The organism is Sphingomonas sp. RIT328 (assembly GCF_000632225.1).
In the GTDB taxonomy this organism is placed as follows: domain Bacteria; phylum Pseudomonadota; class Alphaproteobacteria; order Sphingomonadales; family Sphingomonadaceae; genus Sphingomonas; species Sphingomonas kyungheensis.
In genome coordinates this window covers 1-23,552 of sequence record NZ_JFYV01000009.1, presented here as the reverse complement: position 1 = coordinate 23,552, position 23,552 = coordinate 1, and the positions used below count along the sequence as shown (strand labels likewise).

Annotated in this window: 22 protein-coding genes and 1 pseudogene; 13 read left to right on the top strand and 10 right to left on the bottom strand. The window is 69.3% G+C overall.

Going from position 1 to position 23,552, the window contains the following annotated elements; all coding sequences use genetic code 11:
- The first annotated feature begins 70 nt into the window (after positions 1-70).
- On the top strand, positions 71-526 hold the full coding sequence (locus BW41_RS05200; protein ID WP_235199539.1) for a hypothetical protein: 456 nt from the start codon (positions 71-73) through the stop codon (positions 524-526).
- A gap of 233 nt (positions 527-759) precedes the next feature.
- Here the strand turns inward: BW41_RS05200 and BW41_RS05195 are convergent, their stop codons facing one another.
- Genes BW41_RS05195 through BW41_RS05185 form a run of 3 tightly spaced genes read right to left on the bottom strand, consistent with a single transcriptional unit; the run spans position 760 to position 3,974 of the window.
- Entirely contained in the window at positions 760-1,878 is a 1,119-nt protein-coding gene (locus tag BW41_RS05195) for a glycosyltransferase family 4 protein (RefSeq protein WP_037532109.1), read from the bottom strand.
- Positions 1,879-1,917: 39 nt separating this feature from the next.
- Positions 1,918-3,120 carry a DUF418 domain-containing protein gene (locus BW41_RS05190; protein ID WP_037532107.1) on the bottom strand — a complete coding sequence of 401 codons (1,203 nt, stop codon included), beginning with the start codon at positions 3,118-3,120 and terminating at the stop codon, positions 1,918-1,920.
- Positions 3,117-3,974 (bottom strand): alpha/beta fold hydrolase, encoded by an 858-nt coding sequence (locus tag BW41_RS05185; protein WP_037532227.1) that lies wholly within the window; start codon positions 3,972-3,974, stop codon positions 3,117-3,119. Before BW41_RS05185 ends, BW41_RS05190 begins: the two co-directional genes overlap by 4 nt.
- Positions 3,975-4,024: 50 nt before the next feature.
- On the opposite strand from BW41_RS05185, the gene BW41_RS05180 reads away from it, so the two are divergent.
- A complete protein-coding gene (locus BW41_RS05180) occupies positions 4,025-5,383 on the top strand; it encodes a protein adenylyltransferase SelO family protein (protein ID WP_037532103.1) in 1,359 nt (452 codons plus the stop codon).
- A 60-nt stretch (positions 5,384-5,443) separates the two neighbouring features.
- Here the strand turns inward: BW41_RS05180 and BW41_RS20860 are convergent, their stop codons facing one another.
- Positions 5,444-5,881 carry a hypothetical protein gene (locus BW41_RS20860; RefSeq protein WP_152542124.1) on the bottom strand — a complete coding sequence of 146 codons (438 nt, stop codon included), beginning with the start codon at positions 5,879-5,881 and terminating at the stop codon, positions 5,444-5,446.
- Between the two features lie 98 nt (positions 5,882-5,979).
- Between BW41_RS20860 and astD the strand changes: the two genes are divergently transcribed.
- Complete coding sequence (astD, locus tag BW41_RS05175) at positions 5,980-7,392, top strand: succinylglutamate-semialdehyde dehydrogenase (RefSeq protein WP_037532100.1); 1,413 nt, start codon at positions 5,980-5,982, stop codon at positions 7,390-7,392.
- A gap of 275 nt (positions 7,393-7,667) precedes the next feature.
- Positions 7,668-8,198: an ATPase AAA gene (locus tag BW41_RS05170; RefSeq protein ID WP_037532097.1), complete on the top strand. Its 531-nt coding sequence runs from the start codon at positions 7,668-7,670 to the stop codon at positions 8,196-8,198.
- Here the strand turns inward: BW41_RS05170 and BW41_RS05165 are convergent.
- Entirely contained in the window at positions 8,185-8,898 is a 714-nt protein-coding gene (locus tag BW41_RS05165) for an EAL domain-containing protein (RefSeq protein ID WP_037532095.1), read from the bottom strand. The two genes, BW41_RS05170 and BW41_RS05165, sit on opposite strands and share 14 nt — an antisense overlap.
- A 218-nt stretch (positions 8,899-9,116) precedes the next feature.
- Here BW41_RS05165 and cobA point away from each other — a divergent pair, with 218 nt between their 5' ends.
- The 6 genes from cobA (at position 9,117) to BW41_RS05135 (ending at position 14,906) form a co-directional block, all read left to right on the top strand.
- Positions 9,117-9,908, top strand: coding sequence for a uroporphyrinogen-III C-methyltransferase (cobA, locus tag BW41_RS05160; protein WP_037532092.1), 792 nt, complete (start codon positions 9,117-9,119; stop codon positions 9,906-9,908).
- Complete coding sequence (locus BW41_RS05155; RefSeq protein WP_037532090.1) at positions 9,905-10,201, top strand: DUF2849 domain-containing protein; 297 nt, start codon at positions 9,905-9,907, stop codon at positions 10,199-10,201. The genes cobA and BW41_RS05155 overlap by 4 nt, the downstream gene beginning before the upstream one ends.
- A 177-nt stretch (positions 10,202-10,378) precedes the next feature.
- Positions 10,379-12,004, top strand: a complete 1,626-nt coding sequence (locus BW41_RS05150) for a nitrite/sulfite reductase (protein WP_037532088.1) — start codon at positions 10,379-10,381, stop codon at positions 12,002-12,004.
- Complete coding sequence (locus tag BW41_RS05145) at positions 11,997-12,425, top strand: DUF934 domain-containing protein (protein ID WP_037532085.1); 429 nt, start codon at positions 11,997-11,999, stop codon at positions 12,423-12,425. The genes BW41_RS05150 and BW41_RS05145 overlap by 8 nt, the downstream gene beginning before the upstream one ends.
- Entirely contained in the window at positions 12,418-13,176 is a 759-nt protein-coding gene (locus tag BW41_RS05140) for a phosphoadenylyl-sulfate reductase (RefSeq protein WP_037532082.1), read from the top strand. Before BW41_RS05145 ends, BW41_RS05140 begins: the two co-directional genes overlap by 8 nt.
- Before the next feature lie 101 nt (positions 13,177-13,277).
- A complete protein-coding gene (locus BW41_RS05135) occupies positions 13,278-14,906 on the top strand; it encodes a histidine kinase famiy protein (RefSeq protein WP_037532080.1) in 1,629 nt (542 codons plus the stop codon).
- A gap of 74 nt (positions 14,907-14,980) precedes the next feature.
- Here the strand turns inward: BW41_RS05135 and BW41_RS05130 are convergent, their stop codons facing one another.
- Both BW41_RS05130 and BW41_RS05125 read right to left on the bottom strand, forming a co-directional pair.
- A complete protein-coding gene (locus tag BW41_RS05130; protein WP_051583265.1) occupies positions 14,981-16,261 on the bottom strand; it encodes a mechanosensitive ion channel in 1,281 nt (426 codons plus the stop codon).
- Positions 16,262-16,350: 89 nt separating this feature from the next.
- A complete protein-coding gene (locus BW41_RS05125; RefSeq protein WP_051583264.1) occupies positions 16,351-16,716 on the bottom strand; it encodes a hypothetical protein in 366 nt (121 codons plus the stop codon).
- Positions 16,717-17,030: 314 nt separating this feature from the next.
- Here BW41_RS05125 and BW41_RS05120 point away from each other — a divergent pair, with 314 nt between their 5' ends.
- Positions 17,031-17,648 carry an OB-fold-containig protein gene (locus BW41_RS05120; protein ID WP_037532077.1) on the top strand — a complete coding sequence of 206 codons (618 nt, stop codon included), beginning with the start codon at positions 17,031-17,033 and terminating at the stop codon, positions 17,646-17,648.
- Between the two features lie 35 nt (positions 17,649-17,683).
- A complete protein-coding gene (locus tag BW41_RS05115) occupies positions 17,684-19,372 on the top strand; it encodes a flotillin family protein (RefSeq protein WP_037532221.1) in 1,689 nt (562 codons plus the stop codon).
- A gap of 18 nt (positions 19,373-19,390) precedes the next feature.
- On the opposite strand, the gene BW41_RS05110 is transcribed toward BW41_RS05115, so the two are convergent.
- Positions 19,391-20,281, bottom strand: coding sequence for an SDR family oxidoreductase (locus BW41_RS05110; RefSeq protein WP_037532074.1), 891 nt, complete (start codon positions 20,279-20,281; stop codon positions 19,391-19,393).
- Between the two features lie 93 nt (positions 20,282-20,374).
- Here BW41_RS05110 and BW41_RS05105 point away from each other — a divergent pair, with 93 nt between their 5' ends.
- A complete protein-coding gene (locus BW41_RS05105) occupies positions 20,375-21,208 on the top strand; it encodes a helix-turn-helix transcriptional regulator (RefSeq protein ID WP_037532072.1) in 834 nt (277 codons plus the stop codon).
- A gap of 27 nt (positions 21,209-21,235) precedes the next feature.
- Here the strand turns inward: BW41_RS05105 and BW41_RS05100 are convergent, their stop codons facing one another.
- Both BW41_RS05100 and BW41_RS05095 read right to left on the bottom strand, forming a co-directional pair.
- Positions 21,236-22,855, bottom strand: coding sequence for a M28 family peptidase (locus BW41_RS05100; protein WP_037532070.1), 1,620 nt, complete (start codon positions 22,853-22,855; stop codon positions 21,236-21,238).
- 152 nt (positions 22,856-23,007) lie between these two features.
- Positions 23,008-23,552: pseudogene (locus tag BW41_RS05095) on the bottom strand (TonB-dependent receptor); the annotation flags it as partial.

The window sequence follows — 23,552 nt, the reverse complement described above, 5'->3', positions numbered from 1 at the left end:
TAGCCGACGGTTAACGCCGATGCGCCACAAGCCCCGCTCGACACGCGATGCGAGGGGGGAAGGACGGGCGATGGGGATCCTCAATCATCTGATTGCGCCGCGCCGCGCCGGGGCGATGCACGCCGCACTGGCGCAGGTGCCGCTCGGTGCGCTGCTGCTGCCGCAGTTCGAACGGCTCGGGCGTGCGGCGGGGCGGCTGCCGGAGGGTGGGCCGACCGGCTCGGCCTGGTCGCGCGCCTATGTGCTCGGCGCGGCCTGCGCGTCGTTGCAGCAGCCGGGCGGTGCGCCGATCAGCGACCAGACCTGCTTCGCCACCGCGCTCGACGCCTTCACGCTGACCTATGGCGCACGCCGTGCCCGCGCGATCCTCGCCGCCACCATCGCCGCCGCCGAGGCGCAGGAGCCCGAGGTGGAGGACGGCCTGTTGCAGGGCGCTGCCGATCTCGCTTTGGTCGCGGCGGGCGCACCGGGCGCATCGCTCCATTTCGCGACACGGATCGTGGAGGAACTCGCCGAAGCGGCATGAGGCGCCACCTACGTCCGGTCGACATCGAGTCGCCGGCTAAGCCGCGGGCTGCGGCCGAAAATTGGTTCGCGCGGAGGCGCAGAGGACGCGGAGAGACTGGATTCGGGCGACGCGCGCCTGCATGTCGGTGGCGTGAGATCGCAGGTGCCAGCGCGGCGCGCGCACCCCTCCGCGCCTCTGCGCGAACCCCTTCGACGCATCCGGATCTTGCGCGGCGGTGATCGCCGATCCGGCTAGAACCCCCGCCCCAGCGCCGCACCGTACAGCGACTCGTAGCGCGCGATCATCGCCGCTTCGTCATAGGCGGCGTTCGCCTTCTCCCGGTTCGCCGCGCCGATCCGCGCCCGCAGGGCGGCGTCCGAGACCAGCGCCTGCAACGCATCGCGCAACAGCACCTCGTCGCCACCGGTGACATAGGGCGCATTCTCCGCGGCGACCATCTGCGGCACGTCGCCGACCGGGGTGCTGACCACCGGCAGCCCCGCCGCCATCCCCTCGACGACGCTGATCGGGAATTGCTCGCTCGCCGACGACAGCGCGAGGATGTCGAAATGGCCGATGTAGCGGTGCGGGTCGGCGAGGAAGCCCGGCAGCACAACGCGGTCGGCGATGCCCATCGCGCGCGCGGTCGATTCGATCGCGGCGCGTTCCGCTCCCTCGCCGACGATCACCAGCCGGAACTTGCCGGCGATGCCGCCGCAGGCCCGGACCAGCAGCGGCAGGTTCTTGACCGTGCGCAGGCCGGCCAGCGCCCCGATCACCACCTCCTTGCCGTTGGCGACGAAGCCGGGGATCGCCCGCGGATCGGGCTTCTTCGCGTAGAGCGCGGTGGGAATGCCGTTGCTGATGCGGTGGACGCGCGCGGGCGGCTGCTTCCACGTCCGCAGCGCGATCCGTTCGAGCGATTCGGACGGCACGACCAGCGCCTGCGCCGCACTCAGGGCGATGCGACGGTAGACGTTGCGCTCGATCTTCAGCCCCTGCGCCTCGTCGGCGTTGAAGCCGTCCTCGTGATGGATCAGCGGCGGCGCGCCCTTGGCGAAGACGCGCCGCGCCATCACCCCGTCGATCGCGCCCCAATTATACGTCAGCACCAGGTCGAAGCGCCGCATGAACCGCGCCAGCGCCTCGTAGCGCGCCACCGACGGGCGTCCGGTCAGCGCCGGCGGATCCTGCGCGATCTCGTAGCGCACGCCCTTGGCGATCGCGGCGCGCGCGCCGAGCTGGTCGGGAACGCCGCTGACGATGGTATGGCGCAGCCGATCGCCGAAGGCGTTCATCAGCCGTATGGCACGCGCCTCCTTGCCGCCCAGGCTGAAGCTCGAATGAAGGTGGAGGACATGCGGCGTCATGCGCATCGATCTACCCGCGTCCGCCGCCATTCGAAAGCGTTAGCGCAAGCGCAGCAGCCGCCCCTCGACCAGCGATCGCCACAGCCATTCGACCGGCGCGATGCGGAAGCGGCGCAGCCACCCGACCGCGGCGGCGAGCAGCAGCGCGTCGACGGCGAACGCCACCGCCATCATCGCCGCCCAGCCCATCCGTCCGTAGAGTCCGAGGCCATAGGGCGAGAAGATCAGCCACGAGACGATCAGCGTCTGCGCGATATACACGGTCAGCGCGCATCGCCCCGCCGCCGCGAACGGTACTAGCCAGGCGCGACCGCGCGGATGCGACAGCAGCAGCGCCAGTCCCGCGACATGACCCGCGGTCGTCGCCAGCCGCGCGATGTCCTCGACCATCCAGACATGGCCGACCTGCCCGTCGAAGCGCGTCGCCTCCCACGCGCCGGCGATGCGCAGTGGCAGGCCGATGCCGTACCCCCAGGCGAGCATCCGCCGATAGCGACGCCGCGACCAGCCGCCCTGCAACGCCCCCATCCGGAACAGCGCCGCGCCGACCAGCATCGTCGCCGCCGCCTCCCAGACATAGACGATCTCCTCGCCGCCCAGCCGCTCCAGCGCGACGCGCCGCTGCCCGGCGGTCCAGGCGGCGCGATCGCCGTGGCCGAAGGCGTCTTCGCGCACCACCGCCGCCGCATCCGCCGCCGCCGCCTGCGCGCGGGCCGCCGCCGGCACCTGCGTCGTCAGCCCGGCGGCGAGCGTGAAGGCGGCATAGGAGAGCCCGAGTACGATCAGCGCGCGGGTCGACACCCGCCGCGCCGCGCACGCGAGCAGCGCGGCGACCGCATAAGTGTGAAGGATATCGCCCGGCCACAGCAGCAGGAACATATGCGTGATGCCCAGGGCCCACAGCACGAGGTTGCGCCAGCCGTAGCGCAAGGTCACCCCGAGCGGATGATCGCTCGCCGCCGCGAAGCGATCGGTGAGGATCAGCATCCCCGCACCGAACAGCATCTCGAGCAGCGCGCGTGCCGTCCCCTCGACGAGCAGCGTCTGCGTCCACCAGGCGATCCGGTCGGCGCCGCTCCAGCCGATATGGCGGATGTCGGACCAATTGGCGGTCATCGACGCGCCCATCTCGCCGATGTTCATGAACAGGATGGCGAGGATTGCCACGCCGCGCAGCACGTCGAGCTGGATCAGCCGCGGCGCGCCGTCGGGCTCGTCCGCGGGCGGCGCGGCTGCGGTCATGCCGCAGCGCGCGCGAGCAGCCGGTCGATCGGATCGTGCAGCGCCGCCTCGGCGAGGGTCGGCGCGTGGCCGAGGCCCGGCAGCGTCACCAGCTCGGCCCGGTCGAGCGCGGCGACCATTCGCTCGGCGACCGGCTGCGACAGCACGTCGGATCGCCCGCCGCGCACGACCAGCACCGGCACGTCGCGCAATGCCGCCAGCGCCGTCCACATGTCCGGCTCGCTCTCGTTGCCGGGGGTGCGGAACGGCTCGGCGATCTTGAGGTCATAGTCGAGCACGATGCGCCCGCTGCTGGTCAGCCGATAGACGCGCTTGGCCATCGCCAGCCAGTCCTCGATCCGCCAGTCGGGATAGATGTCGGCATTGCCGTCCTGCAGCGCGCGCGCGGCGTGCATCCAGGTCGGACAGCTGCTCGCCTTGCCGACATAGCCGCGGATGCGGCTGATCCCGCCCGCCTCGATCTCCGGGCCGACGTCGTTGAGCAGCGCCGCGGCGATCCCCGCCCCGGCCTGCGCGAGCAGCATCGTCACGATCCCGCCGAGCGAGGTACCGACCGCGACGAAGCGGGTGATGCCGCGCTCGGCAAGCAGGGCCTGCACGTCGGCGACATAGGTGGCCGGGACATAGGTCGCCGGGTCCTTGGCATAGTCGCTGCGGCCGCGACCGCGGAAATCGACCGCGATGACCTGCCGCGGACCGGCGAGCCGCGCGGCGAGGTGATCGAAGTCGCGCGCATTGCGGGTCAGCCCCGGCAGGCACAGCACCGGCGGCGCCGCGGCATCGCCGGGATAGAGCCGATAATGCAGCTTGAGCCCGTCGGCGGACGACCAATAGCAATGTTCGTAGGCGGCCATATCGGTATCCCGGGGTTGCGCGCGGCGATGCGCGCCCTCCATATCCACGGATGCCCACCGACCCGCAAGCATACCACCCCGCCGCCGCACTGCTCGATCTCGGCACCACGCTGTCGGACCCGGTCGAGGCGGCGCGCTTCCCCGCGACGCGGCTGCGCTTCCGCAACGATCGCGCCGCCGCCGAGGTCGGGCTGGCGACGCTCGACGACGGCGAATGGATCGACGCCTTCGGCCGCTTCGTGCCGCTGCCCGGCACGCTGCCGCAGCCGCTCGCGCTGCGCTATCACGGCCATCAGTTCCGCCAGTATAATCCGGACATCGGCGACGGCCGCGGCTTTACCTTCGCCCAGTTGCACGATCGCGACGGCCGGCTGATGGACCTCGGCACCAAGGGGTCGGGCACGACGCCGTACAGCCGCTTCGGCGACGGTCGGCTGACGCTCAAGGGCGGCGTGCGCGAGATCCTCGCCACCGAGATGCTCGAGGCGCTCAACGTGCCGACCAGCCGCACGCTGTCGCTGATCGAGACGGGCGAGGAGCTGGTCCGCGGCGACGAACCCTCGCCGACCCGTTCGGCGGTGCTCGTCCGGCTGAGCCACGGCCATATCCGCATCGGCAGCTTCCAGCGGCTCGCCTATCATCAGGACGAGGCGGGGATGCGCGCGCTCGTCCGCTACGTGCTCGCCAACCTCTACGGCGAGGAGTCGGACGATCCGATCCGCCTGCTCGACCATGTCGTCGGCCGCACCGCGACGCTCGCCGCGCGCTACATGGCGGCGGGGTTCGTCCATGGCGTGCTCAACAGCGACAATATCAACATCACCGGCGAGAGCTTCGACTATGGTCCGTGGCGGTTCGCGCCGACCTGGGACGCCGCCTTCACCGCCGCCTATTTCGATCACGCCGGCCTCTACGCCTTCGGTCGCCAGCCCGAAGCGATCCACTGGGACGTGATGCAGCTCGCCAGCAGTCTGCGCCTGATCGCCGAGAGCGACCCGCTGATCGCGACGCTCGAAACCTTCGCGCCGCGCTATCAGGAGGCGATCACCGCCGCCCTGCTCTGGCGGCTCGGCGTCGTGCCGCACACGCCCGACGCCGACCGCGCGCTCGTCCAGACGATGGAGCGGGCGCTGCGGACCACGCAGGTGCCGCTCGACCGTTTCTTCTTCGACGTGTTCGGCGGCGTGCTGCCGGCGGACTATGGCGAGGACTGGCAGGCGCTGCGCGCGGCGCTCGCCGGTTATGCGTCGCGCACGTCGCGCGACCATCGTTACTGGCGAGGCGAACCCTGTGGCCTGCTGATCGACGAGGTCGAGGCGATCTGGGCGCCGATCGCCGCCGCGGACGACTGGACCGCGCTCAACGACAAGGTCGCGGCGATCCGCGAGATGGGCGAGGCGCTCGCCTAGTGGCAAGACGGATTGAGCGAGCGCAAACGCCCGTGATATATTCAGGGCCGTGCGCGCGGCTCATAACGAAATAACGCCTTCTATTTCGACGTATGCCTCTCCAAAATTCGGACGATGAGCCGATCGACAAAGCAGGCCGTTCGGAGCGGTGACGACCCGTGCGCCATTCATCTTCAACGCGTGAGCAACGGCGTCAACAGCAAAGAAAACTTCCTTCCATTTAATTTCTTTTGGCGGGGAAAAACAGATCTGGAAAGCCTGCAGCCTATCCCCCATCCAGTTATCGACGGCGTTCTTGACCACACCCAGCTGGTCTGGCGTCAGCTCGCTTTGATCGCCGAACCGGACGATGAAGGGCCCTGCAATTGGATCGTATGTCCTCATCACCGGCGGTGGCGACAGCGTTCGCGCCTGATCTGCCGGCGGCGGCAATAGCCCGATTGCAGCAACCACTAGAATGCGCTGGGACAGAGCAAAAAGAGAGAAGATATCGACCATGCGCGCAATGGTAATACGGCGCTGCCGCCTTACAACGCCCGATCTTGCCGCCCCGCCGTCATTCGCCTAACCCGCTGCGCATAAACGACGGGACAGGCATGGCTGACGCGATCAACTCCCACGAACCCGCCACCGGCGCGCTGCTCTGGAGCGGCGCGATCGGCGATGTCGACGCCGAGGTCGCCGCCGCGCGCAACGGCTGGGCGCAATGGGCGGCGCTGCCGCTGACCGTGCGGATCGAGACGTTGCGCCGCTTCGGCAACGTCGTCCGCCAGCGCCACGAGCCCTTCGCCGACCTGATCGCCCGAGAAACCGGCAAACCCCTGTGGGAGGCGCGGACCGAGGTCGACAGCGTCATCGCCAAGGTCGACATTTCGGTGACCGCCTATGCCGAGCGGAGCGCGCAGCGCCGGCTCGAATCGCCGATGGGCAGCCGCATGGCGCTGCGCCACAAGCCGCACGGCGTGCTGGCGGTGCTCGGCCCGTATAATTTCCCGGCGCATCTGCCCAACGGCCATATCGTCCCCGCGCTGCTCGCCGGCAATGCGGTGGTGTTCAAGCCGTCCGAGAAGACGCCGGCGACCGGCGCCTATCTGGTCGACTGTTTCCGCGCCGCCGGCGTGCCCGAAGCGTGCATCCGCCTGCTCGTCGGCGGACCGGCGGAGGGCAAGGCGCTCGCCGACCATGACGATATCGACGGGCTGCTGTTCACCGGCTCGGCGCGCACCGGCCTGGCGCTCAACCGCGCCTTCGCCACCAAGCCCGAGAAGATCCTCGCGCTGGAGATGGGCGGCAACAATCCGATCCTCGTCTGGGACACGCCCGACCTTCATTCCGCGGCGGTGCTGGTCATCCAGTCCGCCTTCACCACCGCCGGCCAGCGCTGCACCGCCGCGCGTCGGCTGATCGTCGAGGAGCGGCTGTACGAACCGCTGATCGAGGCGATCTGCGGACTGGTCGGCCGGCTGATCGTCGGCAGCCCGCACGACGATCCGCAGCCGTTCATGGGGCCGGTGATCGACAATGACGTCGCCGACCAGCTCGGCGAGAGCTTCCTCGAACTGCTGATGCGCGGCGGCCGGCCGATCCGCCACCTCGAACGCCCGGTCGCCGACCGCCCCTTCCTCACCCCGGCGCTGATCGACATGACCGCGGCGACCGAGCATCCCGACATCGAGCTGTTCGGCCCCATCCTCCAGGTGTATCGCGCCACCGACTTCGACGAGGCGATCGGCATCGCCAACACCACCCGCTACGGCCTGTCCGCGGCATTGGTCAGCCAGACGCCGGCGCTCTACGACCGCTTCTGGGCGAGCATCCGCGCCGGCATCGTCAACTGGAACCGCCCGACCAACGGCGCCTCCTCCGCCGCGCCGTTCGGCGGCATCGGCTGGAGCGGCAACCACCGCCCGAGCGCCTATTACGCCGCCGACTACTGCGCCTATCCGGTGGTCAGCAACGAAGCCGAAGCCGCACGCGCCAACCTCGGCATCGGCCTGCGCGACGCGTGAGGAGGGTGGCACCCGAAGAATCTCTGAAGGAGGGGTAGGTCCGCCCCGGCAAGGGAGACTTCTGTGACAATCCATTAGGCTGCCAAACGCACCGGCTTTCCCGCGCATGCGGGCACCTAGTGGCCAAGCAGAACAAACACCCGATGCAAGAAGAGAACCGGGCTCCCGCCTTCGGGAGCACTGATGGGACTGGACAGATTGGCGGCAAGCATCCCTGGATCGGCGATCAGCCACTTCTGATACCGCGGCGCGCGGCGCGCGCCTAAGATGAGGCCATGCCCCTCACCGCCCTTGGCCAGCGTATCTGCATCATCGGACCGTCGAACAGCGGCAAGTCGACGCTGGCGCAGGCGATCGGCCGTGTGCGGGAGCTGCCGGTGGTGCATCTCGACCGCCTTTACCATCTGCCCGGCACCGACTGGCAGCCGCGCGCCACCGCCGACTTCGTCGCGCTGCACGATGCGGCGATCGCCGGCGAGCGCTGGGTGATCGACGGCAATTACGCGATCTGCCAGCCGCAGCGGCTGGCGCGCGCCACCGGCGTCATCCTGCTTGACGTGCCGACGCTGACCAGCCTGCGCCGCTATGTCCTGCGCTGCTGGTCGGCGGGGATTCACGTCGGTGGCCTCGACGGCGGGCGCGACAGCGTCAAATGGGCGATGCTCCGCCATATCGCCGGCCCCACCCGCGCCAACCGGCGCCGCTACGCCGCGCTGGCCGGCACGCTTGCCGTGCCGCACATCCGCCTTGCTGGTCCGCGCGCGATCGCCGCTTTCTACCGCCGCACCGGGCTCACGCCGCGGTGACGTGGCGGACGGCGGGCATCGTCACCGCCGGCAGGCAGCGGAAGCCGGGTCGGGCGAGCAGATAGCCCTGGATGTAGCGGATGCCGAGGCCGCGCAGCACGTCATATTCCGCGATCGTCTCGATCCCCTCGGCGATCACCGTGATGCCGAGCGACCGCGCGATCCGCACCACGCCTTCGACGATCATCCGGCGCGGCAGGCTAGTGTCGATGTCGCGGATCAGGTCCATGTCGAGCTTGAGGAAATCGGTCTGGAAGCGGGCGAGCAGCGCGAGCCCCGCATGGCCCGCGCCGAAATCGTCGACCGCTGTGCCGAAGCCCATCGCCGCATAGGATTCGACGATCGACTTGACGTGCGCGGTGTCGGCCATCTCCTCATTCTCGGTGAATTCGAAGATCAGCCGGTCGGTCGGCAGGCCGGTGGCATGTGCGGTGCGCAGCGTCAGCTGGATGCAGGCGAGCGGCGAATAGACGGCATTGGGCAGGAAGTTGATCGACAGCCGCGCGTCGCCGTCGAGGATTCCCGCCGCCACCGCGCCCTCGATCGCCGCGACCCGGCATTGCTGGTCGAAGGCGTAGCGATTGTCCGGCGTCACCTGCGCCAGCACCGCCGCCGCCCCTGCCCCGTCGGCGCCGCGGACCAGCGCCTCGTAAGCGAAGGGCCTGCCGGTCTCGACATCGACGATCGGCTGGAACGCCATGGCGATGGCGAAGCGATGCTGCTCCGATTGACATCCCTGACATCCGGCGGACTGAACGTGCTGCATCGGTTCAGCTAGGACCGGGGGTGCTAAACTTTCGTGAAGATGACTTTAACCGGTGAAACGGGCGCAAGGGCCGCCGTCCCAAGTTCGCCTAGTCCGCGGCCAAGCAACGCTGGCTTGTTCCGCTGCCGCCGTCGCGCCATCTGCTCACCATCATGGCCACGCTTCTCGATCCCAATGCCCGCGGGCGCGTCATCCTGGTCGGTGCCGGCCCCGGCGATCCCGGTCTGCTCACCGTGCGCGCGGTCGAGGCGCTGCGCAGCGCCGACATCGTCGTCCACGACGGGCTGATCGACGCGCGCGTGCTCGACATCGCGCCACCGCAGGCGCAGCGCATCTCGGTCGCGAAGCGGCGCGCGCGGCATACGCTGCCGCAGGAGGCGATCAACGCGCTGATCGTCGCGCATGTGAAGACCGGCGCGATCGTCGTCCGGCTCAAGGGCGGCGACCCGTTCATCTTCGGACGCGGCGGCGAGGAGGTCGAGGCGGTGCGCGCCGCCGGTCTGCCGGTCGAGGTGATCCCCGGCGTCTCGGCGGCGCTCGGCTGCGCGGCGGAGGCGATGCTGCCGCTCACCCATCGCGACCACAGCAGCGCGGTCAGCTTCGTCGCCGGCCAGTGCAAGGGGCTGGCGGATCAGGACTGGGCGGGGCTCGCCGGACAGGGTCGCACGCTCGTCATCTACATGGGCGTCGCCACTGCCGCCGACATCGCCGACAAATTGATGGCGGACGGCGTCGCGCCCGACATGCCGGTCGCGGTGCTCGAACGCGGCACGCTCGCGGGCAGCCGCGCGCTGCGCACCCTGCTCGCCGATCTCGGGCCGATGGTGGCACGCGAGGCGGTGCAGAGCCCGGCGATCATCGTCGTCGGCGAGGTGGTCGAACTGTCCGACGCCGAGGACAAGCTCGCCCGCTGGGCGCGCGTCGCCGAGGGGATGGTGGCATGAGACTGCTCACCGGCAACGACCTGCCGACCGGCGACGTCGTCTGGTGGACCGGCAGCGGCTGGTCGCGCCACGTCGAGGACGCCGCCGACGTCGGCCAGGAGGGCGAGGCGATCCTGCGCCGCGAGGAAGGCGCGCGCCGGGTCAACGTCCCCTATCTGATCGACGCGATCGCGACGCCCGACGGGCCGCGGCCTGCGCATATCAAGGACCGTATCCGCGCGCTCGGCCCGACGGTGCGGCCCGACCTGACCTTGCGGCCGGCCGATCCGGCGGCGGGGAGCTGGGTGATATGAGCGGGCGACGAGCGGTACCCGGCGGTCGTCGGGCCCGTGCGAGAATGTGGAAGCCGGCCCCCCTCCCCATCGTCATCCCGGCGCAGGCCGGGATGACGATGGAGGAAAGGTCTCCCGTACCGACACAGTCTCACCCCCGCCCCGTCTTCATCGGCACGAACCAAGGCCGGACCCAGAATGTATAGATACGACCAATATGACCAGGCGATCGTCGATGCCCGCGTCGACGAGTTCCGCGACCAGGTGGAGCGCCGCCTGTCGGGCCAGCTCAGCGAGGATCAGTTCAAGCCGCTGCGGCTGATGAACGGCCTCTACCTGCAGCTTCATGCCTATATGCTGCGCGTCGCCATTCCCTATGGCACGCTCGATTCGCGGCAGATGCGCATGCTCGCCGGCATCGCCCGCGACTATGATCGCGGCTACGGCCATTTCACCACGCGCCAGAACCTCCAGTTCAACTGGATCAAGCTTGCCGACACGCCCGACATCCTCGCGCGGCTGGCGACGGTGCAGATGCATGCGATCCAGACCAGCGGCAATTGCATCCGCAACATCAGCGCCGATCAATATGCCGGCGCCGCCGCGGACGAGGTCGCCGATCCCCGTCCCTGGGCCGAGCTGATCCGCCAGTGGAGCACCTTCCACCCCGAGTTCAGCTACCTGCCGCGCAAGTTCAAATTCGCCGTGATCGCCGCCGAGGAGGATCGCGCGGCGATGCGGCTGCACGACATCGGCATCCGGCTGGTGACGCGCGACGGCGAGCTTGGCGCGTCGATCTATGTCGGCGGCGGCATGGGACGCACGCCGATGATCAGCCATCTGGTGCGCGACTTCGTCGGCTCCGACGATCTGATGAGCTATCTGGAGGCGTGCCTGCGCGTCTACAATCGCTACGGCCGTCGCGACAATATCTACAAGGCGCGGATCAAGATCCTGCTCCACGAGATCGGCGCCGACGAATATCGTCGCCAGGTCGAGGAGGAGTTCCTGCTCGTCAAGCAGCTCGGCATCGACCCGCCGCGCGCCGAGCTGGAGCGGATCACCGCGATGTTCGCGCCTCCCGCCTTCGACCCGGCGGCGCCCGATGCCGTCGACCGCAGCGACCCCGATTTCGCCGTCTGGCTCGACCAGAACGTCGCCGCGCACAAACAGCCCGGCTATGCGATCGTCAACGTCAGCCTCAAGCCGATCGGCGGCATCCCCGGCGATGCCGATGCCGATCAGATCGCGCTGCTCGCCGATCTCGGCGCCGCCTATTCGTTCGACGAATTGCGCGTCACCCATGCTCAGAACATCGTCCTGCCGCACGTCGCCAAGCGCGACCTGTATGCGGTATGGCGTCGCCTCACAAAGGCTGGTCTCGCCGAGCCCAACCTCGACCTGATCACCGACATCATCGCCTGCCCGGGGCTCGATTATTGCAGCCTCGCCAATGCGCGCTCGATCCCGCTGGCGCAGAAGATCGCGACCCGCTTCGCCGATCGCCAGCGCGAACTCGGCGAGCTGAAGCTCAAGATCTCGGGCTGCATCAACGCCTGCGGCCATCATCACGCCGGCCACATCGGCATCCTCGGCGTCGACAAGAAGGGCACCGAAAACTACCAGCTGTCGCTCGGCGGATCGGGGGCGCAGGACGTCAGCCTCGCCAAGATCACCGGTCCCGGTTTCTCCGAGGATGGCGTCGTCGACGCGATCGAGCGGGTCACCGACCGCTATCTCGCGACGCGCGAGCCGGGCGAACGCTTTCTCGACACCTATCGCCGCGTCGGGTTCGAACCGTTCAAGGACGCCATTTATGGTTGATGCCCCGCTGCGCTTCCGCGACGACGAGCCGCACGACGAACCGGCGGTGACGCTCGACGCCTTCCTCGGCCAGAGCAACGCCACGGCGGTTCGGCTCGAGGCGGGCGAGGACGCGCGCGCGCTGCTGCCGCAGATCGGCCAGATCGCCCTGGTCGAGGTCAGCTTCCCGAGCTTCCGCGACGGCCGCGGCTACAGCGCCGCGCGCGTGCTGCGCGAGGCGGGCTATACCGGCGAATTGCGCGCGGCGGGCGATGTGCTCGTCGACCAATTGCCGCTGATGCGCCGCTGTGGCTTCGACAGTTTCGCGCCGGAAGCGCCGATCGATCCGGAGGCGTTGCAACGCAGCCTCGACCGCTACGACTATCGCTACCAGCCCGCCGCCGACGGAATCGTGCCGGTGTGGAAATTGCGCCATGGCTGAATCTGCGCGCGCGGCCGACGTGATCGACGTCGCGCCGCCCTTCACCACCGCCGATGCCGCGGCGATGCAGATCCGCTTCGCCGGCGTGCCCGCCGCGGCGATGCTGCGCGAGCTGCTCACCGGCGAGCTCGCCGGGCGGGTCGCGTCGGTCTCCTCCTACGGCGCCGAATCGGCGGTGCTGCTGCATATGGTGGCGAGCATCGACAAGGACGTGCCGGTAATCTTCACCAACACGCAGAAGATGTTCGGCGAGACTTTGGCCTATCGGGACGAACTGTCCGAGCGGCTCGGCCTCACCGACCTGCGCGTCTTCCGTCCCGATCCGCGCATGCTCGCGCTGCGCGATGCGACCGGCATGCGCTGGTCCTACGATCCCGACGGCTGTTGCGAGATCCGCAAGGTCGAACCGCTGCGCCGCGCGCTGGCGCCGTTCGACGCGTGGATTTCGGGACGCAAGGGATTCCAGGCGGGGACGCGCACCGCCCTGCCGCGGTTCGAGGAGGATGAGGGCCGGTTGAAGCTCAACCCGCTCGCCGACTGGAACAAGGATCAGCTCAACGCCTATTTCGAGGAGCATGACCTGCCGCGTCATCCGCTGGAGGCGCAGGGCTTTCTGTCGATCGGCTGCGCGCCGTGCACCAGCAAGGTCAAGCCCGGCGAGGACCCGCGCGCCGGCCGCTGGCGCGGTTGGGACAAGGTGGAATGCGGCATCCATGTCGCGACGACCGGCGAGGACGACCCGGCGTTCTGAGCCCGACCGTCTTATGCCGGGAACATCGTTGATCTCGATGGGTTTTCCGATCGACCCGGCAATGTCATAAGGCCCGGCCTGACTCTAGCGCTTGGATCCCCATGGCCGACGGAACGCCGGAAAAGCCGCGGGGCGGTCCGCCCCCGCATCTGCAACGCGTCACCAATCACGATATGGCGGACGACCGCAACGGCATCTTCTTCGCCGCGGTGTCGACGACGCGGATGCCGATGATCGTCACCGATCCCAATCAGCACGACAATCCGATCGTCTTCGCCAATCCCGCCTTCATCACCATGACCGGTTATGCGCGCGACGAACTGATCGGCCGCAACTGCCGGCTGCTCCAGGGGCCGGAGACCGATCCGGACACCGTCGCCGAGCTGCGCCGCGCGATCAGCCAGCAGCGCGAAACCTCCGTCGAGATCCTCAATTACAAGAAGAACGGCGCCGTCTTCTGGAACGCTTTGTTCGTATCGCCGGTGTTCGATTGCGACGGCAGGGTCGTCTATCATTTCGCCTCGCAGCTCGACGTCACGCGGCGCCGCGATGCCGAGGAAGGGCTGCGCCGGGCGCAGACGATGGAGGCGGTCGGCCAGCTCACCGGCGGCGTCGCGCATGATTTCAACAATCTGCTTACCGTGATCCAGGGGTTCGGCGACATCATCCTCGCCAATCTCGAACGCGACGGCGAGTTCGACCGCCGCAAGGCGGCCCGCTCGATGCGCGCGGTGCTGCAGGCCGCCGAACGCGGCGCGACGCTGACCCAGCAATTGCTCGCTTTCTCGCGCCGGCAGAAACTGCAAGGCCGCGTCGTCAATCTCGGCGATCTGCTCGACCATCTCCAGCCGCTGATCGAGCGCACCGCCGGCGGCGCGGTCACCGTCGCCGTGCGCAGCGATCCGCATATCTGCAACGCCCGGATCGATCCGACGCAGGCCGAACTCGCCGTCATCAACATCCTGCGCAACGCGCGCGACGCGATGCCCGATGGCGGCACGATCACGATCGAAGCGAGCAACCGCTCGATCGAGGCCGGCGACAAGGGCTTCGGCGAACTCGCGCCCGGCACCTATGTCATGCTGACCATCACCGATCAGGGCATCGGCATGTCGCCGGACATCCTCGCCCGCGTCACCGAACCGTTCTTCACCACCAAGGATCAGGGCAAGGGCACCGGGCTCGGCCTGTCGATGGTCTACGGCTTCATGAAACAGTCGGGCGGCTTGCTCCGCATCACGTCCGAAGAGGGGCGCGGCACGACGGTACGGATGCTGTTCCCGTGCGAGGCGGCGGCGGCGGAGCCGCAGGGCGCGCCGGCGTCGCGTCCGCTCGCCGACAAGCGCGGACATGAGACGGTGCTGGTCGTCGAGGATCAGGTCGACGTCGGCGACTATGCCGAGGCGGTGCTCACCGACTTCGGATATACCGTGCTGCGCGCCGACAATGCCGATGCCGCGCTCGAACTGCTCGATGGCGCCGGTCCTATCGATCTGCTGTTCAGCGACCTGATCATGCCGGGCGGGACGAACGGCGTGATGCTGGCGCGCGAGGTCAAGCGCCGGCGGCCAAGGATCTGCGTGCTGCTGACGACCGGTTATGCCGAATCCTCGATCGAGCGGGTCGACGCGCGCGGCGCCGAATTCGACCTGATCCAGAAACCCTACAAGCGCAGCGAACTCGCCATCAAGGTCCGCCGCGTCATCGACGGACCGACCGGGGTCGGCTGACCGGCGACGGCGGCCGTGCACCGGGGCACGGCATTGCACCATCCCGGCGAACCGGGATGGTGCTCTTGATCGCCTCAGACAAGCGGCTCGCGCGGCGCATCGAGATCCGCGGCACGCTCGGCCGTGCGGGTGTCGCGACGGCTGCCGTCGAGCATCCGTCGTACCGCCTGCCCCGCCGCCTCGCGGCCGCCAAGGCCGAAGGCGAGCGCGAAGGCGACCGCGATCGCGCCGAGCAGCAGCCCGAAGGCGAGATTGATGATGTCGTCGGCAAGACCCATGAAGCGCAGGCCGATCGCGGTGCCGAGGACGATGATCGCCACCCGGACGATCGGCGCGGCGATGCGCGTGCCGCTGTCGCCGCTGCTGCGCGCGATGGCCTGTGCGACGAAGCGGGCGATGATCACCGCGGCGACGATGATCACCGTACCGAAGACGACCTGGCCGAACAGCGCCAGCACCTCCGCCATGATCTTCGATCCATAAGCGAAATTGAGCTGGCGAAAGGCTTCCATCAGCCCGAAGATAAGGATCGCGACGAACGCGCCGGTCCCCGCCGCCTTGGACGGCACGATGGCGGGCGCCTCGCCCGGTGCGGTGTTGAACAGGCGCAGCGCGCCGACGCTGCGGTCGAAGGCGGTGGTGGCAAGGAACTGCGTCAGCAGGCGCGACGCGAACCGCGCGATGACATAGGCGACCGCGAGGATCATGCCGGCGGCGATGACGTGCGGGATCGCATCGAGGATGATGCGCAGCATCGCGGTGGCGGGCTGTGAGATGGCGGCGATGTTGAGCGTGTCGAGCGCGGCGATGGCGACCGGGATGATGATCAGCGCGAAGACGATGGCACCGACGGTGCGCGGCAGCATCGTCGGATCGGCCGGCGCGGCGGCGCCGATCCGCGTCGAGAAGCGCTCGACATGGCTGGCGGTGATCACCGCCTCGACCGCCTTCTTCGTCACCTTGGCGAGCACATAGCCGAGGAAGAAGATGAGGCCGGCGCCGATGATCCGCGGCACCGCGGCGCCGAAGCCGCGCAGCATGTCGCCGAGCGGGCCGGTCGCGCCGGTCAGGCCGAGCGGCTGCGTTGCGAGGAACAGCGCGATCAGCAGCACCACCCAATAGACCGCATCGCCGACCTGCGCGCCGATCGACGAGGGATGCCGGTCGCCGACCTCGGCCGCATTGGCGTGATGGGCGAGCGGCGTGCGGTTGACGAGCTTCGCCACGCCCCATTTCGCCGCGCGCGCGATCAGCCAGCCGATCGCCAGCACGAGCAGCGCCGCGACGATGCGCGGCCCCCAGATTTCGATCAGGTCGAGCGCGCGCGCGCCGAGGTCGCGGGTCTGTGACACCATCGTGTCACCCGCATAGTCTACACCTTGCATGGTCCTTGGTCCCTTTTACGTAACGAGGCACGGCGACCGCGGCCGCCGCGCATGGCCGCTCACAATGGCGAGGCGGGGTCGGTGAGGATGCCGCAGGCCGCCGCGGCCTTGCCGACTTCGAGCGGCACCTTGGGGTCCTTGACCTGACCGGCAACGCGGACGAAGTCGCTCACCGTCAGCCGGCCCGGCGTGGTGTCGCCCTCGCGCGAGGCGCGGGCGGCGCGACCGAGCTGCTGGAGCTGGCCGAGCGACAGATTCGCCTCCAGCCGGTCGCCGACACATTGCGACTGCGCCGGCTGGAAGCCATAGCCTTCGAGCGACGTCGCGATCTTCTCCGACGGGTTGACGCAACCGGCGATCGCCAGCGCCGTGATCCCGGCGCAGAGCAGGCCGACGCGCCCGCCCGGCAGACTATATGTCGTCATCGCAAACCCCTGTCGTTCTGGTGATGCTTCGCCGCGCCACGCGGGGCATCCTATCCGATCGACCAACCGTTCGTGCCGGCGAAGTATCCGAGGTATTGATGCACTAGATAGGGGTATATCCAAGCCAATGGATTAGCCGAAAAACGTCAGTTTCTACGTCGTTTCAGACTGTTTATTGCCAACTATACTGTCCTAAATCGTTGCCGAATTTTTGACTATCTTACTTCGCCCGGTGGGAGTCCCAGCGCGCGCCGCCGGGTTCCGGCGAGAGCGCCGCACGGGACATCGAGCCGGGCGGGTGATAGGCTGCGGCAATGTTCGCGATCTTCCTCACCCCCGCCTATCTGCCCTTCGCGATCGCCTTCGTCGTGATGATCGGCATCGGGCTGATCGAGGCGATCGGGCTCGGGCTCGGCCATCTCGATCTCGACGGCGACGTCGGCGCGGACGGGCACGGTGGCGTGCTCGACTGGCTCGGCCTCGGCGGCGAATTGCCGATCCTGATCTGGCTGACCTCGCTGCTCGGCTGTTTCACGCTCGCCGGCGTGGCGATCCAGCAGCTCGCCGAGAGCCTGCGCGGCGCGCCGCTCGGCGGGCCGGCGGCGAGCGGTGTGGCGCTGGTCGTCGGCCTGATGCTCAACACGCTCGCCGCCAACGGGCTCGCGCGGATCATGCCGGGGTTCGAGACGAGCGTGATCTCGAGCGACGACCTGCTCCGCCAGCGCGCCACCGTGCTCGAGGGCGTCGCGCGGCGCGGCGCGCCGGCGCGCGCCAAGATCGTCGATCGCCACGGCCAGGCGCACGTCATCCTGATCGAGCCGCACGACGACGCCGATGCGATCCCCGCCGGCGCAACGGTGCTGATCGTCCGGCGCGACGGCGCCCGTTTCTTCGCGCTCGCCAGCGAGGACACCTTTCTTCAACCCCTATGATGGACAGACGGGGGGGAACGCCGGGGGATATGCTCATGCCTGCATCATTGTATAACATACTGATCTACGCAGGGATCGTCCTGCTCGCCCTGGTCGTGATCGGGATCATCCTGACCCGCCTCTACCGCCGCGCGACCAAGGACGTCGCGCTGATCCGCACCGGCTTCGGCGGCGAGAAGGTCGTGCTCAACGGCGGCATCATGGTGATCCCGGTGCTGCACGAGCTGATGCAGGTGCGGCTGACGACGGTGAAGCTGGAGGTGTCGCGGCTCAACAAGGACGCGCTGATCACGCTCGACAAGCTGCGCGTCGACGTGGTCGGGCTGTTCCACATCAAGGTCAAGCCGGACGCCGAATCGATCGCCGCCGCCGCGCAGACGCTCGGCAACGCGGTCAACAGTCCGGAGGCAGTCAAGTCGCTGCTCGACGGCAAGCTGGTCTCGGCACTGCGTTCAGTCGCCGCGACGATGACGATGGAGCATCTCCACGCCAACCGCGCCGACTTCATCCAGAAGGTGCAGGAGGCGCTGCTCACCGACCTCGACATGAACGGCTTCCATCTCGAATCGGTGTCGATCACCCATTTCGACCAGACCGCCTTCGAGCATTTCAACGAGAACAACGCCTTCGACGCCGAAGGTCTGACCGTGCTGACCCGCACGATCGAGGAGCGCAAGAAGACGCGCAACGACATCGTCGCGACCAACCGCGTCGCGATCGAGCAGCGCAACCTGGAGGCGAACAACCAGTCGCTCGAAATCGCGCAGGCCGCCGAACAGGCGCGGCTGACGCAGGAACAGGCGCTCGCCGCCCGCCGCGCCGAACAGGCGACCGCGATCGCCACCGCCACCGCCGAGCAGACGCGCCTCGCCGAGATCGCGCGGATCACCGCGATGCAGGCGCAGACCGTCGCGCAGACCGAGGCGGACAAGGTGGTCAAGACCGCGACGATCGCGCGCGACGGTGCGATCCAGACCGCGACGATCGAACGCGACCGCACGATCGAGATCGCCCGCATCACCACCGCGGTGCAGACCGCGCAGAAATCGGAGGAGGAATCGACTGCGGCGGCGGCGGCCAACGAGGCGCGTGCCCTCGCCGTCCGCGCCGAGGAAAGCGTCGCCACCGCCAAGGCGACCGAGATCGCCAACCGCAACAAGAACGTCGCGGTGATCGCCGCCACCCAGCGGGCGCAGGAGGAAGCGGTGCAGATCACCGTCGCCGCCTCCGCCGAGAAGGAAGCCGCCGAAGCGCGCGCGATCGCGCTGCGCACCGAGGCACAGGCCGAGGCGGACGCCGAAAAGGCGCGCGCCGAAGGTCGCGAGGCAGCGTTCAGGGTCGATGCCGCGGGTCAGGCGGCGATCAACGAGGCGACCAATATCCTCAGCGAAGCGCAGACCGCGCTGCTCGTCCGCAAGGCGATGCTCGACGCGCTGCCGGCGATCATCGCCGCCGCCGCCAAGCCGATCGAGAATATCGACCGGATCAGCATCCTCGATGCGCGGGGGCTGCACGGCGACGGCGGCACGGGGGACGCAGCCGCGGCGACGGGTCAGGGCAATCTCGCCGATGCCGCGGTCGCCGCGGCGATGCGCTATCGCGTCGGCGGGCCGCTGATCGACGGACTGATGGCCGAGCTCGGCATGACCGGCGGCACGCTCAACGGCATGCTCGCCGGCAGTGACGCCGCGGGCAAGGCGGCGCCGGATCAGGGTCAGGACTGATCCGCCGCGCAGGTCCGGTCAGCCGGCATAGTCCATCGCGGCAAGGTCGCTGAGCAGATCGGGGCCGCCCGGCTGCCAGCCGAGCCGCTCGCGCGTCCAGGCACTTGACGCGGTCATGTCGAGCGCGGCGAACGGCGCCATCCAGCCGAAATGCTGTGCGACCGCCTCGGCGTCGATCGAGCGCACCGGCAGGCCGGTCCCCTTGCCGATCGCCTCGGCGATCGCACGCGCCGATACGCCCTCCTCGACCGAGGCGTGGTAGCGCGCGCCCGGCTCGCCGCGGTCGAGCGCCAGGGCGTACAGCCGCGCGACATCGCTGACATGCGCCGCCGCCCAGCGCGTCTCGCCCGCGCCCAGATAGGCGATTGCGCCGGCGCGGCGCGCCTCGGCGATCAGCGGCGTGATCAGCCCCGCCTTGCGCGTATCATGCACCTGCGGCAGCCGGATCGTCCGCACGTCGATCCGTCGCGCGAGCAGCGCCGCGCCGGCGAGTTCGGTGGCGATGCGCGGATTGGCATGATGCGGATTAAGCACGTCCTCGCGCGCCGGGCCGCCGTCGCGCGGCGCGCCGATGCCGACGCCCGAGGTGATCAGCAGCGGCTTGCGCGTCCCGGCGAGCGCCTCCCCCATCGCCAGGATGTTGCGCTCGTCCTTGCCGGTATTGGCGACGAAGTTGCTGAAGTCGTGATCGAAGGCGCAATGGATCACCGCCTCGGCCGCCGCCGCGCCGGCCGCCAGCGTCTCGGGCTGGTCGAGGTCGCCGCGATGCACCGCCGCCCCCGCCGCTTCGAGCCGGTTCGCCCCCTCCGCCGAGCGGGCGAGACCGAGCACCTGATGCCCGCGGGCGAGCAGTTCGGGAATGACGTGCGAGCCGATGAAACCGGTGGCACCGGTGAGGAAGATGCGCATGGGACTTCTCCTTGTGTCCCGCCGCTATCGGACCGCCGCACACCCTGTTAAAGTAGTGTCCGTATCGTGGTATAACGAACAACAGGATCGATCATGGCCAGCGCTGCGGACAATCCGCTCGGCACCTATCTGCGCGATCGCCGCACCCGGCTCGATCCGGCGGCGTTCGGCTTCGGCGGCGGCCGGCGGCGCACCCCCGGCCTGCGCCGCGAGGAGGTGGCGAGCCGCGCCAATATCAGCGCGACCTGGTATACCTGGCTCGAACAGGGGCGCGGCGGCGCGCCCTCCGCCGACGTGCTCGACCGTATCGCCAAGGGGCTGATGCTCACCGAGCCGGAGCGCGAACATCTCTATATGCTCGGCCTCGGCCGGCCGCCCGAGGCGCGCTATCGGCCGGTCGACGGCATATCGCCGCGGTTGCAGCGCGTGCTCGACGGCATGACGCTGAGCCCGGCGATCATCAAGACGGCGATGTGGGATGTCGTCGGCTGGAACCGCGCGGCGACGCTGCTGCTCACCGATTATGCCACTCTGCCGCCGGACGGGCGCAACATCCTCCGCCTGATGTTCGGGAACGCGCAGGCCCGCGCGCGCAACGCTGACTGGGACAGCGTCGCGCGCTTCGTCGTCGCCGCCTTCAGGGCCGACATGACCCGCGCCGGCGGCAGCGCCGCGGCAGCCGGATTGGTCGCCGAACTCAGCGCGCTCAGCCCCGATTTCGACCGGCTGTGGCGCGACAATGACGTCGTCGCGCACAACGAAGGGGTGAAGCGCCTCCACCATCCCGTCGCCGGCCCGCTGGCGATGGAATTCGCCACCTTCACCGTCGAAGGGCGGCCCGATCTCGGCATGATCGTCTACAATCCCGCCACCGCCGCGGATGCCGAGCGGTTGCACCGGCTGCTCGCCGCCGCGCCGGACGGCTGATCGCAGCGGCCACGACCGGCGCCGCGCCTAGCGCCGCGCCGCGTCCGTCTTGGCGCGCTCCGCCGCAAAGGGTTCGGTGGCGTTCCAGCCCGGCCAGTTTCGCCCGTTCGCGATCTCGCGGCCGAGCGCATAAGCGACGCTGCCCTCCTGCGCCGCGCCGGTCATATCCCAGCGCGGATCATATTCGTCGCAGGTCTGATGATAGCATTGCGCATTGTAGCGCGCGCGCTTGCGCTCGCCCGCCGCCATGCCGCCGTCGACCAGATCGCGGCCGGCGCGGAAGTAGACGCCCGGCACGCCTTTCTGCGCGAAGGCGAAATGATCCGATCGATAATACCAGCCCGCCTCCGTATTCTCCTCGGGTACGATCCGCAGCCCCTGCGTCGCCGCGACGCGGGCGAGGTCCGCCTCGAGCGGCGTGCGGCCGACGCCGATCAGTTCGAGGTCGCGCGTCCGCCCGAGCACGACATGCGGGTCGAGGTTGAACTGCGCCGCGGTGGTGGCGAGCGGCAGAGCGGGATGATCGGCATACCAGCTCGCGCCGAGCAGCCCCTTTTCCTCCGCCGTCCACAGGGCGAAGACGATCGAGCGGCGGGTGCGCGGTGCCGCCGCGAAGGTGCGGGCGATCTCGAGCAAGGTCGCGGTACCGGTGCCATTGTCGATCGCGCCGTTGCGGATGCGGTCGGCGGGCGGATCGAAGTCGTTCTCGCCATAGGCGTCCCAATGCGCGCCGTAGAGGATGCTGCCCGCCGCCGGATCGCTGCCCGGCAGGATCGCGACGACATTGTGGCTGACCGCGCGGTCGAGGCTGGTCTGGACCGTGCCCGACAGCGTCACCCCGGCAAGCGCGACGCCGCGGAAGTCGGCCGCCTGCGCCGCGCGCTTGGCGGCGGCATAGTCGAGCCCGCCCTGCCGCAGCATCGCGACGCCGATGTCGTTGCGCAGCGTGCCGCGGATGCCGAATGCGGGCGGCACCGTGCCCGTGTCGAGCGCATAGCCCGGCACCGCATCGCCCTTGGCCAGTTGCAGCCACGGGTAGCTCGACGGAAAGGTGTCATGGATCTGGAAGAAGGCCGCGGCGCCGCGTTTCTGCGCCTCGGCGAGCTTGGTGCGCGAGGCGGGGCTCGTCGCGCGCCCGCCGAAGCCGAGATCGCGCCCCGCCTCGACATCCGGATCGCCGGCGAGCGCCACCACCACCTTGCCGCGCACGTCGAGCCCGCGATACGGATCATAGCCGAGCCGCGGCTCGACCACGCCATAGCCGACGAACACCACCGGTGCCTGCGCCAGCGTCGTCGTCCCGACGATCCGCGACGACACCGCGACCTCGACGCCCGGCGTCAGCGCCCGCGTCGCGCCGCCGATCGCCAGATCGAGCCGCGCCGCCTCGCGCGTCCAGCGCAGCAGCGGCACCGTCTGACGGTAGCCCGCATCACCCGCCGGCTTGAGACCGAGCGCGGCGAAGCGCTTGTCGAGGAAATCGAGCGTCACCGCCTCGCCCGGCTGGGTCGGCCCGCGGCCGTGGAAATCGTCGGCGCTGAGCGTGTGCACATCGGCCTTGATCCGTTCGGGCGACAGGATCGGCACGCGCGGCCCGCCCGGAGCGGCGGCGACGGTGAGCAGGAGAAGCGGGAGCCAGCGTTTCATGGCACCAGCGTGACGGCTCGCGACGGACGGCGCAAGCGGGATATGCCGGTCGCCGGACGCGCTTACCGGGTGGTGTCGGCTGGGTCGCTGACGTGCTGATCGTCATGGCAGATCGCCTGACGGCGCACGCCTTCCGATGCCGGCCGCCGCCGTCACAGCCGCCGGCGTACCGACAGGTTGATCGTGCGGCCGTAGGGATCGATCGCGTCGGGCTGGTAGAGCAGCGGCGTCGCGCCGGTCGCGTCGGTGACGCGCTGGCGCGTGTTGAGGACGTTGCCGAGGGTCAGCGATACCCGCGTGCCGCGCGCCCAGCCGCGACCGGGGAAGCGATTGGCGAGTTCGGCGAACAGCCGCAGGTCGAACGTCGCCAGCGCGTGGAAGCGCAGGTCACCCGCCGCGCTGCCGGCATCGGTGCGGACGCGGGTGGCGCTCTTCCAATTGCCGCTCAGCCGCAGGCCGACGCCATTGTCGATCAGCCCGGCGTTGAGCTGAACGGTATGACGCGCCTGTCCGCCGGCGCCGATCGTCCCGCCGTCCAGCAGATCGATCGTCGGGCCGCCGTCCTTCAGCAGAATGGCGTCGCGGAAGAACCAGCTGTGATAGAGCGACATCTGGACACGCGCGCCATTGTCGCTGCCGCCGAACGCGTCCGGCCCGCCCGGTGGTCCCCCGCCTGGCGGTCCGCCCCCGGATGGAC

What these genes read in the sequence shown, in the direction of transcription:
- BW41_RS05105 (WP_037532072.1), top strand. Translation starts at nt 20,375, where the DNA reads ATGGCCAGCGCTGCGGACAATCCGCTCGGCACCTATCTGCGCGATCGC.
- BW41_RS05200 (WP_235199539.1), top strand. Translation starts at nt 71, where the DNA reads ATGGGGATCCTCAATCATCTGATTGCGCCGCGCCGCGCCGGGGCGATG.
- BW41_RS05165 (WP_037532095.1), bottom strand. Translation starts at nt 8,898, where the DNA reads ATGGCGTTCCAGCCGATCGTCGATGTCGAGACCGGCAGGCCCTTCGCT.
- BW41_RS05145 (WP_037532085.1), top strand. Translation starts at nt 11,997, where the DNA reads ATGGTTGATGCCCCGCTGCGCTTCCGCGACGACGAGCCGCACGACGAA.
- BW41_RS05190 (WP_037532107.1), bottom strand. Translation starts at nt 3,120, where the DNA reads ATGACCGCAGCCGCGCCGCCCGCGGACGAGCCCGACGGCGCGCCGCGG.
- BW41_RS20860 (WP_152542124.1), bottom strand. Translation starts at nt 5,881, where the DNA reads ATGGTCGATATCTTCTCTCTTTTTGCTCTGTCCCAGCGCATTCTAGTG.
- BW41_RS05180 (WP_037532103.1), top strand. Translation starts at nt 4,025, where the DNA reads ATGCCCACCGACCCGCAAGCATACCACCCCGCCGCCGCACTGCTCGAT.
- BW41_RS05110 (WP_037532074.1), bottom strand. Translation starts at nt 20,281, where the DNA reads ATGCGCATCTTCCTCACCGGTGCCACCGGTTTCATCGGCTCGCACGTC.
- BW41_RS05120 (WP_037532077.1), top strand. Translation starts at nt 17,031, where the DNA reads ATGTTCGCGATCTTCCTCACCCCCGCCTATCTGCCCTTCGCGATCGCC.
- BW41_RS05185 (WP_037532227.1), bottom strand. Translation starts at nt 3,974, where the DNA reads ATGGCCGCCTACGAACATTGCTATTGGTCGTCCGCCGACGGGCTCAAG.
- BW41_RS05100 (WP_037532070.1), bottom strand. Translation starts at nt 22,855, where the DNA reads ATGAAACGCTGGCTCCCGCTTCTCCTGCTCACCGTCGCCGCCGCTCCG.
- BW41_RS05150 (WP_037532088.1), top strand. Translation starts at nt 10,379, where the DNA reads ATGTATAGATACGACCAATATGACCAGGCGATCGTCGATGCCCGCGTC.
- BW41_RS05195 (WP_037532109.1), bottom strand. Translation starts at nt 1,878, where the DNA reads ATGACGCCGCATGTCCTCCACCTTCATTCGAGCTTCAGCCTGGGCGGC.
- BW41_RS05125 (WP_051583264.1), bottom strand. Translation starts at nt 16,716, where the DNA reads ATGACGACATATAGTCTGCCGGGCGGGCGCGTCGGCCTGCTCTGCGCC.
- BW41_RS05170 (WP_037532097.1), top strand. Translation starts at nt 7,668, where the DNA reads ATGCCCCTCACCGCCCTTGGCCAGCGTATCTGCATCATCGGACCGTCG.
- BW41_RS05140 (WP_037532082.1), top strand. Translation starts at nt 12,418, where the DNA reads ATGGCTGAATCTGCGCGCGCGGCCGACGTGATCGACGTCGCGCCGCCC.
- astD (WP_037532100.1), top strand. Translation starts at nt 5,980, where the DNA reads ATGGCTGACGCGATCAACTCCCACGAACCCGCCACCGGCGCGCTGCTC.
- BW41_RS05130 (WP_051583265.1), bottom strand. Translation starts at nt 16,261, where the DNA reads ATGGTGTCACAGACCCGCGACCTCGGCGCGCGCGCGCTCGACCTGATC.
- BW41_RS05155 (WP_037532090.1), top strand. Translation starts at nt 9,905, where the DNA reads ATGAGACTGCTCACCGGCAACGACCTGCCGACCGGCGACGTCGTCTGG.
- cobA (WP_037532092.1), top strand. Translation starts at nt 9,117, where the DNA reads ATGGCCACGCTTCTCGATCCCAATGCCCGCGGGCGCGTCATCCTGGTC.
- BW41_RS05115 (WP_037532221.1), top strand. Translation starts at nt 17,684, where the DNA reads ATGCCTGCATCATTGTATAACATACTGATCTACGCAGGGATCGTCCTG.
- BW41_RS05135 (WP_037532080.1), top strand. Translation starts at nt 13,278, where the DNA reads ATGGCCGACGGAACGCCGGAAAAGCCGCGGGGCGGTCCGCCCCCGCAT.